At 60.0% G+C, this 15,896-nt stretch carries 18 protein-coding genes; 3 read left to right on the forward strand and 15 right to left on the reverse strand.

Annotated elements, in window-relative coordinates:
- From GOW56_RS16600 to GOW56_RS16645, 10 genes are all read right to left on the reverse strand, one after another.
- Window positions 1-852, reverse strand: coding sequence for a branched-chain amino acid ABC transporter permease (locus tag GOW56_RS16600; RefSeq protein ID WP_171206564.1), 852 nt, complete (start codon window positions 850-852; stop codon window positions 1-3).
- A 65-nt stretch (window positions 853-917) separates the two neighbouring features.
- Window positions 918-2,198, reverse strand: a complete 1,281-nt coding sequence (locus GOW56_RS16605) for an ABC transporter substrate-binding protein (protein WP_171170476.1) — start codon at window positions 2,196-2,198, stop codon at window positions 918-920.
- Window positions 2,199-2,293: 95 nt separating this feature from the next.
- Window positions 2,294-2,704 (reverse strand): Rid family hydrolase, encoded by a 411-nt coding sequence (locus GOW56_RS16610; RefSeq protein ID WP_171119491.1) that lies wholly within the window; start codon window positions 2,702-2,704, stop codon window positions 2,294-2,296.
- Window positions 2,701-3,882 (reverse strand): malate dehydrogenase, encoded by a 1,182-nt coding sequence (locus GOW56_RS16615; protein ID WP_171206565.1) that lies wholly within the window; start codon window positions 3,880-3,882, stop codon window positions 2,701-2,703. The genes GOW56_RS16610 and GOW56_RS16615 overlap by 4 nt, the downstream gene beginning before the upstream one ends.
- Entirely contained in the window at window positions 3,882-4,505 is a 624-nt protein-coding gene (locus tag GOW56_RS16620) for a BMC domain-containing protein (protein WP_152457501.1), read from the reverse strand. The genes GOW56_RS16615 and GOW56_RS16620 overlap by 1 nt, the downstream gene beginning before the upstream one ends.
- Entirely contained in the window at window positions 4,502-5,881 is a 1,380-nt protein-coding gene (locus GOW56_RS16625) for an aldehyde dehydrogenase family protein (RefSeq protein ID WP_171206566.1), read from the reverse strand. The genes GOW56_RS16620 and GOW56_RS16625 overlap by 4 nt, the downstream gene beginning before the upstream one ends.
- The gene (locus GOW56_RS16630; protein ID WP_171206567.1) at window positions 5,881-7,065 is read right to left on the reverse strand and encodes a hypothetical protein; all 1,185 of its coding nucleotides are present in this window, start codon (window positions 7,063-7,065) and stop codon (window positions 5,881-5,883) included. Before GOW56_RS16630 ends, GOW56_RS16625 begins: the two co-directional genes overlap by 1 nt.
- A 22-nt stretch (window positions 7,066-7,087) precedes the next feature.
- Window positions 7,088-7,396: a BMC domain-containing protein gene (locus GOW56_RS16635; protein ID WP_117869464.1), complete on the reverse strand. Its 309-nt coding sequence runs from the start codon at window positions 7,394-7,396 to the stop codon at window positions 7,088-7,090.
- Between the two features lie 40 nt (window positions 7,397-7,436).
- Window positions 7,437-7,703 carry a EutN/CcmL family microcompartment protein gene (locus tag GOW56_RS16640; RefSeq protein WP_152457497.1) on the reverse strand — a complete coding sequence of 89 codons (267 nt, stop codon included), beginning with the start codon at window positions 7,701-7,703 and terminating at the stop codon, window positions 7,437-7,439.
- Window positions 7,703-8,995: a glutamine synthetase family protein gene (locus GOW56_RS16645; protein ID WP_171119485.1), complete on the reverse strand. Its 1,293-nt coding sequence runs from the start codon at window positions 8,993-8,995 to the stop codon at window positions 7,703-7,705. Before GOW56_RS16645 ends, GOW56_RS16640 begins: the two co-directional genes overlap by 1 nt.
- A gap of 91 nt (window positions 8,996-9,086) precedes the next feature.
- Between GOW56_RS16645 and GOW56_RS16650 the strand changes: the two genes are divergently transcribed.
- Window positions 9,087-10,226 (forward strand): FAD-dependent oxidoreductase, encoded by a 1,140-nt coding sequence (locus tag GOW56_RS16650; RefSeq protein WP_171206568.1) that lies wholly within the window; start codon window positions 9,087-9,089, stop codon window positions 10,224-10,226.
- Here the strand turns inward: GOW56_RS16650 and GOW56_RS16655 are convergent.
- The 5 genes from GOW56_RS16655 to GOW56_RS16675 all read right to left on the reverse strand — a co-directional run bounded on the left by GOW56_RS16655 (window position 10,223) and on the right by GOW56_RS16675 (window position 14,416).
- Window positions 10,223-10,573 carry a DUF1127 domain-containing protein gene (locus GOW56_RS16655; RefSeq protein ID WP_171119483.1) on the reverse strand — a complete coding sequence of 117 codons (351 nt, stop codon included), beginning with the start codon at window positions 10,571-10,573 and terminating at the stop codon, window positions 10,223-10,225. The genes GOW56_RS16650 and GOW56_RS16655 overlap by 4 nt on opposite strands.
- An 87-nt stretch (window positions 10,574-10,660) precedes the next feature.
- Complete coding sequence (locus tag GOW56_RS16660) at window positions 10,661-11,335, reverse strand: type 1 glutamine amidotransferase (protein WP_217358826.1); 675 nt, start codon at window positions 11,333-11,335, stop codon at window positions 10,661-10,663.
- A 17-nt stretch (window positions 11,336-11,352) separates the two neighbouring features.
- Window positions 11,353-12,777: an FMN-binding glutamate synthase family protein gene (locus tag GOW56_RS16665; RefSeq protein WP_171119481.1), complete on the reverse strand. Its 1,425-nt coding sequence runs from the start codon at window positions 12,775-12,777 to the stop codon at window positions 11,353-11,355.
- Window positions 12,762-13,475, reverse strand: a complete 714-nt coding sequence (locus GOW56_RS16670; protein WP_171206570.1) for a hypothetical protein — start codon at window positions 13,473-13,475, stop codon at window positions 12,762-12,764. The genes GOW56_RS16665 and GOW56_RS16670 overlap by 16 nt, the downstream gene beginning before the upstream one ends.
- Window positions 13,472-14,416, reverse strand: a complete 945-nt coding sequence (locus GOW56_RS16675; protein WP_171206571.1) for a glutamine amidotransferase — start codon at window positions 14,414-14,416, stop codon at window positions 13,472-13,474. Before GOW56_RS16675 ends, GOW56_RS16670 begins: the two co-directional genes overlap by 4 nt.
- Before the next feature lie 128 nt (window positions 14,417-14,544).
- Here GOW56_RS16675 and GOW56_RS16680 point away from each other — a divergent pair, with 128 nt between their 5' ends.
- Entirely contained in the window at window positions 14,545-15,216 is a 672-nt protein-coding gene (locus GOW56_RS16680; RefSeq protein ID WP_152457489.1) for a GntR family transcriptional regulator, read from the forward strand.
- A gap of 254 nt (window positions 15,217-15,470) precedes the next feature.
- A complete protein-coding gene (locus GOW56_RS16685) occupies window positions 15,471-15,863 on the forward strand; it encodes a hypothetical protein (RefSeq protein ID WP_171170450.1) in 393 nt (130 codons plus the stop codon).
- The last annotated feature ends 33 nt before the right edge of the window (window positions 15,864-15,896 follow it).

Raw genomic sequence — 15,896 nt, forward strand, 5'->3', positions numbered from 1 at the left:
TTACAACTCCTCGCGGCCGAACAGGCCCTGCGGTCGCGTCACCAGCACGCCGATGATCAGCAGCATGGTGAAGACACCGCGCAGTTCCGGCGCCAGGGTGGCGACAACGATGACTTCGAGAAAGCCGACGATATGAGCAACGACCAGCGTGCCGATGATCGATCCGATACCGCCCACAATGACGACGGCCACCGAGATGATCAAAGGTGCAACCCACATTGACGGCGAAAGCTGCGTATAGCTGGCGAAAAACACGCCGCCCAGCGCACCCAGTGCCCCTGAGATACCCCATGTGATCAGGTTGATCCGATCCGGGTCGATCCCTGAAATCGCGGCCCCCTTGGCGTCCATCGACACCGCCTGCATCGCCCGCCCTGTATGTGTCAGGCGGACAAAAGCATACAGGCCCAGCAAAACGGCCCAACTGATCATCGTTGCGATCAGGATATTATAGGTGACGGACGCTCCGGCCACGTTGATCACGCCCGGCACGATCGGCAGCAGGATCTTGCTGCTGTCGCCAAATACAAGAACGATCCCGGCCTGAATCACGACCGCCAGGATCAGAGTCGAGATCTCGACGGCTACGTGATCCCCTTTCAGGGTCTTGACGATCAGGCGGTATTTCAGAACCCCCATCAGAACGCCCAGAACCACGGCCACCGCAACGCCCATCAGCTTTGGCATTCCCAGCGTCTGGGACACCCAGAAATACATGTACCCGCCGACCATCAGATAGGCACCGTAGGCCAGGTTCAGGACCCGACCGATGCTGAAGATCAGCGTGAAACCCATTGCGATAAGCGCATAGAGACCGCTGAGCAAAAGCCCCTGGATCAGTATTTGCAACATGTAAGGATCCCTGGCTGCGGGTGCGCGCACCCGCGCACCCATTTCAAGCTAAGCGAACGGACAGGTTACTGTTTGACCCAGCTTGGCAAAGTGAATTCACCCGTCGCGTATTTCTCGGGATAGACAACGGCGGCGGTGCCGTCCTCGTACCATTGGACCACGACCATTGACGGCGCGGCATCGTCGAACGGCTCGGACAGGTCAAAACGGATATTGTGCGGATAAGTCCGGCCTGTCACGGGCTCTACTTCGTCATCGCCCCAGAAGGCGTAACGCAGCCACAGCTGGCCATCCAGTTCCAGAACCAGATCCTGTTTCTTCATCGCATCGGCCCAGCCTTCGACATTGTCGAAACCGCCGGCCTCTTCGGCTGCGGCCATCGCCTGTTTCAGCCCATGATAGGCATTGAACCCGTTGAAATGCGGCAGCAGCGGGCGGCTGTCATACTTCGCCTGATAGGTATCGACAAACTCCTGGCTGGCCGGATCGAGCCGAAACCCGACCGAAGGGATCGGAGACAGGGTTGAGATACCGCCACCGGCACCGCCCGTATCTTCCCAATACTCCATACCCAGCGCAGCGACGTTCACGCCCGTCATCGCCATCGGCACCTGGAGTTTCACGTATTGCGATGACACAACCTGCGAATTGACCGACGAGACCTGATAGATGAAGTCCGCCCCGGTGTCCTGCGCGCGGCTGAAGATCGGAGCAAAATCGACGGTGGCAACGTCATAAGTGATGATGTCCTTGACCTCGATACCCGCAACTGGTGCAAGCGCTTCGGTGACAAGGCCGGTGATCGCCTCGCCAAAGGCCGTATCTTCCGCCAGAATGACGACAGAATCCCACCCCATTTTCTCCTTCAGAACATCCGCGCCAAAGTTGATGTACAACGTGGCCAGAGCCTCATCCGAGGCGATGTTCATGAAATAGGGCGCCATGCTTTCAGGGTCTTCGACCACCATGTCGATGATGCCGATATAGGATGTCCAGGTGTCCAGCGTCGGAATCCGGTACTCCTGCATTCGGGGCAGCCATCCCAGAGACACATCGTCAATCGAGCCCGAGATGATGAAATCAACCTCTTCCGTTTCCGCAAGATATTCATAGGCCCGGATGCCCTCGGTCGGGTCCTGTCCGGTATCCGCCGAGACCAGGGTGATCTGTTCGCCCATCACGCCGCCATTTGCGTTGAGCTCTTCAATCGCAATCTCGGCCCCGCGCAGCGTCGACAATCCGGTGTCCGAGGAAAGCGACCCAATGAATCCTACCTTGATTTCCGCTCCGGCCGCCGAGGCCATGAGCGCGATGCATGTTCCGCTGAGCAGCGCTGTCTTGATCATCACATTAGCTCCCTGTGTCTCATTATGCCTTCTTGTATTCTGTATACAGTACACAAGAAGATGGTTCGATCAATTCCTTTCTTGAAGACTCATGTTCAGAATCCGCTGATTTCGCCGTTTTCATCGTGGATCACGGCATCCACGTCGATTTCCACCATCAGCCCCGGCTGCGTCAGCCCAGCCTGAACGGCGGTCAGAACCGGATCGATCCCCTTGAAAACTTCGCCATGCGCCTGCGCAAACGCGCCTGCTTGGGACAGATCGGTCAGGTAGGCGCGCACCCGCCCCACATGTCGCAGTTCGGCGCCAACCTCTTTCAGTGCGTCCTCGATGCGTGACAGGATGTAAAAGGTCTGCGCACCAACGTCCCCGGGCGCGTGGATGCGGCCCGTCGGCTCGATGGCCGTTGTCCCGGCAACCCAGACAAAGGCGCCGATGCGCTTGGCCCGAGAGTACGAGGCCACCTCTTCAAACCGTCCGCCGGATTTCCAAAAACGCAGGGTCACAGGCCCAGCCTCACCCGGATCGCTTCAGCCGCGTTTTGCAATGCCGCATTTTCTTCGGCGGTTAACCGCAACTCCTCGACCTCAACCAATCCGCCTGCACCAAGATGGGCTGGCACGCCCAGCACGACACCGTCGATGCCGTATTCCCCGTGCAGCATGACCGAAACCGGAACCGGGCCCGTGCGCGCGCCCCGAATGTGATCAATCAATTCGATCGAGGCATGAGCCGGAGCTATCGTTGCAGAGCCTGACTTCCGAAGCGCAACCACCTGACCGCCCCCGGTGATCGCATCCTGAACACAGGCTTCGATCTGTTCGCGGGACAGAAATACATCCAGCGGACGGCCTTTGATCCTGGCACGGCTGGGGATCGGGGCCATTTCGTCCCCATGGCTGCCAAGCGTGAAGGCTTCGACGTCCGCAGGCGTGACACCCGCGGCCATCGCCAGCGCGTTGCGAAACCGGCTGCTGTCCAAAGTTCCTGCCATACCCAAAACCTGTTCGCGGGGGAAACCTGTTGCACGCAGCATCTCGACCGTCATTTCGTCCAGCGGGTTGGTCACCACGATCACGATGGCATTTGGCGCGGCCGACCGGATCGCTTCGGCCGACTGTCGGATCACGCGGGCATTCACATCGATCAGATCGGCACGTGTCATGCCCGGACGGCGGGCTCGTCCGGCCGTGACGACGACCACATCCGCCCCGGCCACCAGATCCATCGCTTCGCCACCGACACATCGGGCCCGCGCACCGGTGATCCCGGACGTATGATTGAGATCCAGCGCAGTCGAAGCCGCCAATCCCGGAGTGATGTCGATCAGCGCGATTTCATCCGCCATGTCCGCCATCGCCGCCAGATGCGCGACATTGCCGCCAACACCCCCTGCCCCGATCAAGGCAAGTTTGCCCAGCCTGCGGGCTTTGCGCGGCGCACGCGAAGGGGCAACCCATTTGGGTGAACGGCGGTACAGCACCCGGCGCATGGAAACAGCACCATCCGTACGCGGCGGTTTCGGTCTCTCCAGCGGGCCATCCACCAAGGCGATACCAACACGCTCTGCGGTTTCACGCGCAAGGGCCGTCACGATGTCACCCGGCAAAACCTCGAACACGATCCTGCCCCGGCGGCGCGCATCCTCGACCGCATCCGAGCCTATGACGCGAGGGGTTGCCATCAGCCGTCCTGTCCGTCCACCGCCTCGATTGCACGCGTCGCGGCCTCGACGGCGGTTTTGACCGAATTTTCAGACCCCGAGATGAACAAGCGGCCAAACCGCCCCACCGCGCGCACTTCGACGATGTCAATCTCGGCGGCCTTTTCGGCCTCATTCGCGGCAATCGAGATATATGCGGCCGGCGCGCATTCCACGATCCCCAACGTCTGCCCCGGCACGATCAACGCGCCCTTGCGCCATTTGTTCAAAAGCTGCGCCTGATAGGGTTCGACACTTGTGATGATTTGCGTGGAACTGATGGCAGGCTTCAACCGGTCTGTCATGGAAGCCCCAAGTTCGGCCAGCATCGCGTCCCGTGCAGCGGATACTTCGGCGTTTGAAGGTGAGCGGAGGATGAAGAAGCCGAATTCGCGCTCGACCATCTGCGTCGTCGCTTCGACCGAAGACGCCTTGAGCGCCCGGTCGATCAGCGAGAACACGCCATTGCCCGGCGCGAACTCTCCGATCAGCACGGTGTCACCGGACAAAGGCACTGACCCTTGCACCGTCGCGCCGTTGTAGGCGGCGAATTTCGGTTGCAGGTTGTCGATCTGCATCAGCGCCCGGATCGTGATCTCGCTCATGCGCCATACTCCTCGTAAATGTCGCGCCAGGGTCTGCTTTCATACGCAACCCGCTTGATGTTGATGAGATGCAGGGCGGTGACGTTGTCCGAGATGATCGACCCCGACCACGTACCGGTACCCAGCATGAAGGATGGTTCAAGGTCGGTGGAGTACCCCATGCCGCCCATGATCCCAGGCGTATTCACCAGGACCCGCCCCGTGGGCACGGTGGAAAACCGAGCGACCACCTCGGGATCATCGGAATGGATGACCGAGGAATGTCCCCAACCTTCAAATTTGGCAATGGATTGCGCCAGTTCGATGCCGTGATCGGTGGACTTCGCCTCGTAAAAGGCCAGCACCGGGTTCAGCTTTTCGGCCGAAAGCGGGCGTTGCCACCCCACTTCGGTTTCTTCCGACACCAGACAGCGCGTGCGCGGCGGAATCGAGAACCCCGCAGCATCGGCCAGCGCCTGAGGGCTTTGGCCGACGCGTTCGGGATCCATTGCCTGAACACCCTTGAAGATGACCCGAGCCAGCCGATCAGCCTCGGCCAGGGTGCAGAAATAGGCGCCTTTGAGTTTCAGTTCATGGCGCAGATCGCGTGCAATTTCAGGATCGGCGACCACGGCCTGCTCACTGACACAGGCCGTGCCATAGTCGAAGCTTTTTGACGTCACGATCATCTCGGCAACTTCGGACAGATCGCGCGCCTTGGACTTGTGCACGTAACACGGCACGTTCCCCGCCCCGACTGCAAGCGTCGGTTTGCCACTGGAATAGGCGGCCTTGACCATGGCAGGGCCACCTGTCGCCATGACAACCGACGTGCGGCGATGCTTCATCAACTCGGCGGTGCCCTGAATGGTCACGGCGTCCAGGCATTGTATCAACCCTTTGGGTGCGCCCATCTGTTCGGCAACGCGCGCCATGATGCGGACGGTTTCCTTCCCGCATTCCACGCCGCGCGGATGCGGGGCACAGACAACGGCATTTCCCGCCTTCACCGCAGACAGAACCTTGTAGATGATCGTGGAGGTCGGATTTGTCACCGGGATAAGCGCCGCGACCACACCCATCGGCTCTCCGAAGGCCGCGATCTTTGTCGCATCGTCCCGCCACAACAGACCCAGCGTCGTGACATCCCGCAGGTAATCGGCGACCGACAAGGCGTTGAATAGATTCTTGACCCGCTTGTCTGCTACGTTGCCGTACCCGGTTTCCTCGACCGCCAATTGCCCCAACCGTTCGGCTTCAGGTTCGATCGCCCGAGCCATGGCATCGACGATGGCATCCACCTGTGCCGGGTCGGTGCCGAGAAAGGCGCGATAGGCTTCGAAAGCCGTTTCAGCAGCGCGCCGTGCGGCGGCGATGGATTTCAGATCAGCGTCCATCACGAGGCTCCGGTGGCAATGGTGTCAAAGATACGGCGGGCCTGATCGACATCGCCTGCGGAAATTCCGATGGTTTCCAGCCTGCGCCCGGACGCGGCCACGTCAGCGCCCAGGATGCGATCTGTCATGCAGATCAGGCTTTCCGTCAGAGGCGCAGTCAAACCTGCGAGCTGTGCGGCGGAAACAAGGGGCACCAATGACCCCAAGACGCCGTCGCGCATCAATTGGCGCGCGGCCTGCCGATCCGGGACCGGACGCGCGCCCGCCCCCCGCTCGGCGCCGGCATAGGTCGCGATCCAGTCATCGGTCTCGGGCAGGTTTCGAACGCCAAAGGCCTTTGCGACCTGCCACCTTTCGCCAGCCAACCCGTGGATCACCTCATGCTGTTCCGGCCCTATGAGCGCAGAGAATGTCCGGTTGCCTTCCAGCGGCACCCCGCCCATCGGCACCTCCGGTCCACCGGACCCCAGCCCCGCGCCACCAAGGATCAACGCCGGAATCTCGACCGCAGCGGAAAGATCGGCAAAGCCTGAGGCCAGAACCGAATCCAGCGGCTGGATGTTCGAAAGATAGGGTTGCAGCGCTTCAAGAACGTCCGCGCGGCCTCGTGGCAATGTCGCAGCAGCCATCGGTGCCGCCTGCGTCAGGGTCAGGCCCGCACCTTCGGCCTGATACCAGTATGGCAGGCCCTGCGCCTCGACCAGAGTAACGTCGGCAGTGCAGCCGCCTATTCGCAGCATCCAGACCGCTTCGACCGCGCCCAAAGAGCGACCGGGCGCCAGAACTAGCACCTGCCCATCGTGCAGATGATCGGCCAGCACCATCGCATAGGTGCGCTGTTTGTGGATCGGCCCGGTCAGAAAGATCGCCTGTGCGTCCCGCACTGCTGCATCCAACTCTGCCGTGGTGCGGATTGAAGGCCCGTCGCGATCCACCTGATACGTGCCCACAGGCCCTTCGCCGCGAATACCGATGCCCGAGGATTGCGCAAGCAGTGACAGTTCCGCCCCATAGGCCGAAAACAGCGTAACCTCAGCCCCTTCGGCCAGACACAGCGCTGCCAGAAGACGGGCATCCGGGCCGCCACCCAATACAGCAATGCGCTCAAACCTTTGGGCAACGGGTGCATCCCGTGTCGCGCCACGTGTCACCGCGCGCGTGAAATCCTCGAAACCGGCTGACATGGTACCTCCTCAAAGGGGTTGATCAGGCCGACGACCCGGCACCCAGCCCGTCGATGATTGCCTCAAGCTCGTCATGCGGCCGTGCGATCACGTGAACCGAGACCACCTCACCCACCTTGTTGGCCGCTGTCGCGCCTGCATCGGTGGCGGCTTTGACCGCGCCGACCTCGCCGCGCACAAGGGTTGTCACCAGCCCGCCGCCAGCTTTGGTCTGACCCACGATGGCAACGCTGGCTGCCTTGACCATCGCATCCGCGGCTTCAATCGCGCCGACCAAGCCGCGTGTTTCGATCATGCCCAGGGCCATCTGCCCCGCCACTGGTTTCGCCATTTTCTGTTCCTCCAAAAATAGATGTTTCGCGTAGTGTGATTCAGGTCGTCGAGACGCGGTCGATCACCGCGATGATGGCCATGTCCACGGGGGCCGTGGACAACCCGGCGGCCATGCGGGCGGCAGACCCGCTGACAACCAGCACCGTATCCCCGACCCCAGCGCCGCAGGTATCGACCGCAACCCGCGCGGGATCGATCAGGCTGCCCTTGCTGTCGACCAGATCCGTCACCAGCAGCTTTGCTCCGACCAGCCTGGCATCCTTGGCAGTTGCCGTGACAGTTCCAGCGACCTTGCCCAAGTGCATCAGAACGCCCTCAGGTAGCGGTCCAGCTCGACCTGTGTGACCTGTTGATTGAAGAATTCCAGCTCTCGCTCGGCCTGTTGCAGGACCAGTTCCCACTGCATTTCGCCCATGACATCGCGCAGCCATTCCGATCCGCGCGCCAGATCGATGGCGGTTGGCAAATCGGTGGGAATTGGGTCTCCGATCCCTTCTTCATACCCGTTGCCTGTCGTCGGTTCCGAAGGGGACAGCCCCTGTTCGATCCCGTCAAGCCCGGCGGCAATCTCGGCCGCAAGCAACAGATACGGGTTGGCGTCTGCACCGGCATCGCGCTTTTCCACCCGCACGGCACTGTCCGAGCCTTCGATGACACGGATACCAACCGTCCGGTTGTCATAGCCCCAGCTCGCGTTGATCGGGCAGAACGTATAGGGCTGGCGACGGCGATATCCGTTGACCGTGCCGCTGCCGCAAATCGCCGTCTCGCACATGCGCTTTTGCAGGCCTGCGATGAAGGATTTTCCGGTGTCGTTGATCTTGCCGTTGTCGGCAAAGGCGTTTTTGCCGTCTTTCCACAACGAGTAATGCGTATGAAACCCGTTGCCCGATTGATCAAAAAACGGCTTGGGCATGAATGTCGCCAGATAGTCGTGCGCGATCCCCAATTGCCGGATCAGGGATTTGAACAGAACGACACGATCCGCAGCTGCCAGGGCTTCACCATAACGAATGTTGACCTCGATCTGGCCGGCCGCATATTCCGGGTTGGACTGTTCGATGGGAATGCCACATTCGTTGATCTGCTGACGGATCGGGCCAACGATGTGTTCCATCCGGGCGGCGCGGCCCAGGCCGTAGACCTGGATGCCCGTGTCGCGGGGCTGGCCGGTTTCCGGGTCCAGCAGATAGAATTCCAGTTCCGTGCCGACATTCACCTCGAACCCCATGTCGCGGGCCCGGTCCACCTGCCGCACCAAAGCCTGACGCGGATCGATCGGCACCGGTTTGTGATCCATGCCCTCAGCGCGGCCAAAACAGACGGCCACGCCCGGTTCCCACGGGACAGCGACAGGCTTTGTCATCGGAAAGACATGCATGTCGGGATAGCCGTTGTCGAAATTGACGTAAGGCGTATCCCAGACGTCGCAGGTCATATCGATCGCCAGCAGCGCAATCGACAAGGCATTGCCGCTTTTGCAGACATGATCCCAATGGCTGGCCGGAATGCGCTTGCCACGCATGATGCCGTTGAGATCCCCGACACCAAGAATGACGGTATGTGTGCCCTCGGGCAGATCAAACCCCGAACTCATTTGCGCGTGCTCCCTGTTTTTAGCTTTATAATTGCTGTATTCTGTATACAGTATTCACAAAGCCAGTCAGGAAACAAGGAAAATCTGCGCCATGTCCAAAAGCTCGGTCATCGTTGTCGGAGGCGGCATAGTTGGCGTCATGACGGCGCTTACACTGCAACGGCGCGGCGAGGCCGTGACATTGATCGACAGGTGGGAGCCGGGACATTCCCGTGCATCTTCAACGGATTACAACAGAGTGATCCGCGCCATATCCGGGCGGGACGAGTTCTATACGCGGTGGGCGCGCGAAAGCCGCCTGCGCTGGCTGGAGTTGCAGGCCGAAAGCGGCCAGAACCTGATGTACGAATGCGGCGCCTTGATTCTGGCGACTGCGGGACATTGCGACTGGGAAGACGCAACCGCACAGACTTTCGACCGGGTCGGGGTGCCCTACTACAAATTCGGTCAGCAGGATATCGAATCGCGGTTCCCTCAGTTCAAGGTCGCCGATATCGAATATGCGCTGTTCGAACCCGAAGCCGGAATGCTGATGGCCCATCGATGCGTTCTGACCGGTCTGGACCTGTTCCGAAAGGCAGGAGGCAGAATACGGCGCGGTCGCGTCACCACGGATGGATCGGAACGTCCGATGCTTGACGGCAAACCGCTCGAGGCTGATCTGATCATCATGGCGACCGGCCCATGGATGGCCGACATGTTTCCCAGAACGATCAAGCCGATCTCGACCGTGGTCGGCGTCAATGTCCTCTACACTTCGACACCCGACGGGTCGGAGGATTTCGACATGAGCCGGATGCCCTGCTGGATCGATCACGGGCAAGGGTCATTTGGTCTGCCCTCGTCCGAAGGATCCGGCGTGAAGGCGGCGGTTGTCATCCCGGACAAGATCGATCTGGACAATGATGAACGGCTGATCCGCCAGGAAACGCTTGGCCGCACACGCAGCTATATCCGCCACCGGCTTCCGGGTTTGGAGGGGCAACGGGTTGTGGATTCCAAGTTCAACCAGATCATTCTGACCCCGGATACACATTTCATTGTCGACTGGCACCCCGAGCATGAAAACGTGCTGTTCGCCGGCGGATGCTCTGGCCATTTGTTCAAGCACGCCCCGGTGTTTGCAGAATTTGCCGCAGGCGTTGGGCTGAAGGATTTTGGGACCGCGGACCGGTTCAAGATCAGCGGCCGCAGAAAGCTGAGCCCGAAGGAAAGCCCCAGCGGACGCTAACCATCTAAAAGGGCGCGATAAATTCCAGCATTCGGGCATTTGCCCTGGGGAAGACGCGCGCCCGCCCGAATTGCGTCACGGCAGGTTTCGGCCTGAAGGCAGTGCCCGCATTTTTCCGCCAGTTCCAACCCCAGCTCCGGGTGCGCGTTCAGGTCTGCCTCGGTCAGTCCGAATTGTCCGGCCATGGCGAGTATACGCTCTCGTGCCTGCGGTGCGCCCGATCGCAACATGGCCAGATCCGCGCGGGACAAGCCAAGGTCCGAAAGCTCTCGGTCACTCAGGTTTTCATCCCGAGGCGAGCTGACAATGCGCGCTATTTTATGAAAGAAATCTGTGTATCCCGACATCTCGCGGCCTCCTCCACCACGTTATGGATACAGTATACACAGTGTTTCAAAGCCGGAATTGATCAGGATCAAGCGGGTTTTCAGGTCTTACGGCCGACCGCAGGCCTTGCGAAACAAGTCAACCGCCTGCGCGGCGGCCAGATCCTTCGGCACATGTGCCATTTCAATCGAGGCCAGCCCCTCATCCGCCTCTTGCGGTGCAAGGAACACGTCGCGCCCGCGCACGAACAATTCACGCAGATGGCTTGCCCGGTATTCGGGATGGAATTGCACGGAACGGGCCGGGAAATCATAATCCAAGGCCCCTACCGGGCAGTGATCCGCCGACCCTGTCACCCGCGCCGAAGGCGGAACATGCGTGACCTGATCCTGATGCCAGACAAAGGCATCAACGCTGCTCCCGCCATAGTCAAAGCCTCGCGCGCCGACGACATTGCCGATCTCGGCCTTCTCGGCTTTGCCGCCATAGACATCCGCCATGATCTGATGACCAAAGCAGATGCCAAAGACCGGCTTGGCATGATCCCGGCACAACTCCAGGAAATCGCGAAGGGGCCGCATCCACTCCGTGTCATCGTAGACGCCGAATTCGGACCCTCCGACAACAACCCCATCAAAATCCCCGAGCTGAGGCAATGCCTCGCCGTCGACCACATCCACCGTGGAAAATCGGGCTTCGGGCAGATGTGGTTCAAGCCATGCGCGGATCTGCTGGGCCGTACGCGGCAGCCCCTCAAGCAGCGGCAATGGATGAAGGGTCAACTCAAGAAGTGCTATCCTCACCAGTCGAAGGCCCGGTCGATGCCCGCCATCTTGACGCCGGTAAAGGCCGAGGCCTGAAAGCTGAGCGCGCGCAGATCTTCGGTTTCCAGATTGTGCACCGAAGATTTGCCGCAGGCCTTGGCAAGCGCCGTGATCTCCATTGTCATCGCGGTCAGATACCGCGCGACGCGCTCTGCACCTGCATGCGGGTTCATTCGCGCCTCAAGGTCAGGATCCTGCGTTGCGATCCCAACCGGGCAACGGCCCGTATGGCAGTGATGGCACGCCCCAGGCGATGTTCCCAGCGCCTGGTAATCGTCCAGATATCTGGGAGTATTGCATCCCAGCGCGACCATCGCGGCATTCCCGATCATGACCGCATCCGCCCCAAGCGCCAGACATTTGGCCGCGTCCACCCCTGATCGAATACCCCCCGCGGCGACAAGCGAGACCTTGCCGCTCATCCCGCACTCATCCAACGCTTCGCGTGCCGCTCGTATGGCACTCATGGTCGGTATGCCCGTGTGATTCAGCAGCAACTCGGGTGACGCACCGGTGCCGCCCTCGGCCCCATCCACCACAACCACATCCGCGCCCGCCTTTGCAGCCACGGCCACGTCGAACCGTGGTCGCGTGGCCCCCATCTTGATGAAGATCGGCACCTGATAGTTCGTGGCGATCCGCAATTCCTCGATTTTGACGGCCAGATCGTCGGCCCCAAGGAAATCGGGATGCCGGATAGTGGATCGCTGATCGACCCCTTCGGGTAAAGTGCGCATTTCGCTGACCCGCGGGCTGACCTTCATTCCCAGCAACAGACCGCCGGTGCCCGGTTTGGCCCCCTGCCCGACCACCAGTTCAAGTGCATCGGCGCGGCGCAGGTGATCCAGATCGACCCCATAGCGGGCGGGCGACATCTGGTAGAGCAGGCGTTGGGAGGCTTCGCGCTCCTCTTCCAGCATGCCGCCTTCGCCGGTGCAGGTCATGGTGCCCACCTTCGAGGCACCATAACCAAGCGACGCCTTGGCCGAGGCCGAGAGCGCGCCGAAAGACATCGATGCGATATAGATCGGGATTTTCAGTTCCAGTGGCCGTTCCACCAATCCGCGCCCGCCGCCCAGAATCGTCGTCGTATCGCAGCTCTCGCGGTATCCTTCCAGCGGCAGGCGTGTCATCGTCGCTGGGACAAATGTCAGATCGTCGAATGTCGGCAACTGCTTGTTGAACGTGTTGTAGCCACGCACCTGATACCGCCCAAGCTGCGCCAATGCGTGAACTTCCGATATCGCTTCGGGCGTCCAGCGGGTTGATCCCCCCTCATCATAAGACGAAGGCACACCGGCCGGTCGTCCATCGACCGCGCCTGCGTCGCGGAACCGTATTTCTTCCTCTGACGCGACTTCGAACGGGTAGTCATAAGGTTTACTCAGATCATGAGCCATGCGCTTGCGTCCCTGCTTTCAAAATACCAAAGGCGCTGGCCAGAGACCATTTTGCGCCAGTTACGAGAGCTGTCGACAAGCCCCAGAGGGTCTAGGATCGCATCGACCTCGGCCACCTCTTCGGCAGTGGGTTCGATCACCGAGACGTCCACACCCAGACTGTCGACTTCGCCTGCGACCCAAACCTCGCCTTGCCACAACGCGTCCGCACAGGATTCACCCGCACCGCCCAGCGCAATGATGCGTCCCGCATGCGCCATGAAACCGGATTGGTATCCGATCTTGCCCTCGACCACGATGTTGCCGCCCTTCATGGCAACACCGACACGCGGCCCGGCATCACCTTTGACATGAATGGTGCCGCCAATCATCGCCGCCCCGCAGGACATGCCCGCATAGCCACCGACAGTGATGTGACCCTTGGCCATCCCTTCGCCCACGGCCCACCCGCAATTGCGTTCGATAGAAATGTTGGCGCCAGTGTTCAGACCGCCGCAATAGTACCCCACCGAACCTTCGAAAGTGATGTCCACATTGTCCGGCAGGCCCACGCCCAGATTGTGTCGCGACAGCGTATCGACAACCCGGATCGGCCGTCCTGATACGCAGGCCGCTATGATATCCCGGTTCACCTCACGAATGTGCCGCTTGCCGACTTCGATGACGATTTCATCCATCTGTCTTGCTACCTCGCTCATGCTGCCAGGCTCCGGTTGCCGACACCCCAGATGCCGGTCAGCGATGGGCCATCATAGTTGATCACGTCGCATTCCTCGGTCATCACGCGACGCACCGCCTGTTCTTCGGTCGCGGCGGCCAGATCCCCATTGCGATTGACCACAACCAGCGGCTTCATCGCGAACCGATCCTTGGCAAATCCGATCCCGTCCGGCGTTGCGATCATGTAGGTGAATACCCCGTCGATAGAGGTAATCGACTTTTTCAGCGCCTGTTCCATCGTCAGGCCCGCTTTCATCTGGTCACTGACCCAGACCGCTATCAACTCGCTGTCATTCTCGGTCAGAAAGCGATAGCCCTTTCGGCTCAACTTGTCGCGCCAAGTGAAATAGTCGGTGATCTGGCCGTTATGCACGATCGCCACATCCGAAAACGGCCGCGCCCAGAACGGGTGTGAAGCGTTGGGCAGAACCGAGCTTTCCGTCGCAAGCCGCGCGTGGCCAAGACCATGGGTGCCGATGATGTCGCGCACGCCATGCTTTTCGGCAACCGCTTCGGCCCCGCCGATATCCTTGATGATCTCAAGACTACGGCCGCAGGACTGCACTTCGAACCGGTCCGTCAGCTCATCTGCATCCCGCACCCAGGCCTGCAAATCAGTCGGGTCCGAGATTTCCGCACGAAAGCAATAATGCCGGTTCTCATCGGTTACGATCTTCGGATCGGACAGAAAGCCAGAGCTGTGATCCTTCAACACCGCCTCAAACGCATTCAGGTCAGCATCCTGCCGGGATTTGTCAAATCCCATCCCTCGTAAAACATATCCGGTGTCTCGTGGCGGCCCATAAACTGCAAACCCGGTGCTGTCTGCGCCACGGTGTTCCTGCGCATCCATCAGGTCTACCAGGTCCGCCCCGACCTGCCCGGGTGCGGTAAGAATCCTTCCAGCGATTCCACACATGAAGAGCTCCCTGTTCAACTGCGTTTGTATACTGTATACAGTACACGGACAATAGCAAGCCCATTCGCCTTGGCACCAGATGCTTTTTTGAATACAGAATTCACAAAACACGGAAAGAGAGGCTCCGAGTGGCTCTGAAACAGATAAAAACACAGCGCAGACGGCTGGCGGACGAGGTTTATGATCAGTTGGTCGAAGCCATAATGAGCCGCGAGATCTCTGCCGAAGATCGATTGGTTCAGGAAAAGCTGGCAGCGGAACTGAACATCAGCCGCACCCCGGTTCGCGAAGCCCTGATGCGGCTGGAAACCGAAGGGGTTCTGGAAGTCGCCGCAAGCGGTGGTTTCCGGCTGGCACGCATGGATCAAGCCGAAGTCCGGCAACTGTATCAGGCCCGCGCCGCGATCGAAGGTCAGGCCGCCCGGATTCTTGCGGCCCACGCAGACCCCGCGGTTCTGGAGGGTTTGCGCGAGCTGATTCGTCGTGAGGAAAACCTGACCAACCCTACGACGCGCGACTATTTCATTGCCAACCGGCGCATTCACCGCGCCTTCATGGTTGAAGCGGGAAACAAGTTCCTGCTGGACATGTTCGACATGATCTGGGGCAAGGCCATGGCCTTTCACCTGTTTTCCGCCATCGAAAATGTCGACATTTCACAGTCTCTGGGTGATCATCAGGCGCTTGTCGACGCGATTGAAACCGGAGACGTGACAGAAGCACTGGAAACCTTTACCGCCCATATTCAGGCCGGGTTCGATTTGCAGATCGAGGGGCTGAAAGAAGCGGACAACGGCTGACGCACAGAACCATAGGCAAAGCGGACCGCGCCGGTTCGCCTGACTGAAACCGGCTCATGCATCGTGTGCAATGCCATCAAGGTATCCGCGCGCTGTTCTGACGGCTTCATGACAAAACGGTCATTTTCGTATATTATTGAAATCTCTCATTACAAAGACGCTCCGATTCCATCGGAGTTGATATTTGAACGACACGTTTTTCCACAGGCGGTCCCAAGTCGACTATTCGACCACCTCAGATTCCGGAGAGAGAAATGAGTGCTGACGAAAACGACAATCGCAAAGAACACGAATACACCGAAAGCGAAAAGACAGATCCGGAATGCCGGTCTGTCGATGACAGGCTGACCGCGATCGAGCAGCGCCTCGACCAGTTGATGCGCGTCATGGAACCAGGCCCGGAAGACAGGCTGGAAACCGTCGAACATCGTGTGGACGCGCTTTTGACATCCATCGAATCCCTGGGCGAGCTGGGTAATCATTCTTCTGATTTCAACCCCACGTCCACCGGTCCTGCCTTCGGCTTCGTTGACGCCGGCAGCGTTGGCGCTCCGACGCGCCGCACGTTCAGCTGGGCCAAAAATTGCTGCAAGAACTGGTGCAGCATCCGTGCCAGCAGCAAAGGGTGCCATCCAAACGCCTGCTGAATGACAAATCCCGTTTGGCGGAGAAAACTGTTT

Origin of the sequence: Ruegeria sp. HKCCA0235A (assembly GCF_013033235.1) — a bacterium.
In the GTDB taxonomy this organism is placed as follows: domain Bacteria; phylum Pseudomonadota; class Alphaproteobacteria; order Rhodobacterales; family Rhodobacteraceae; genus Ruegeria.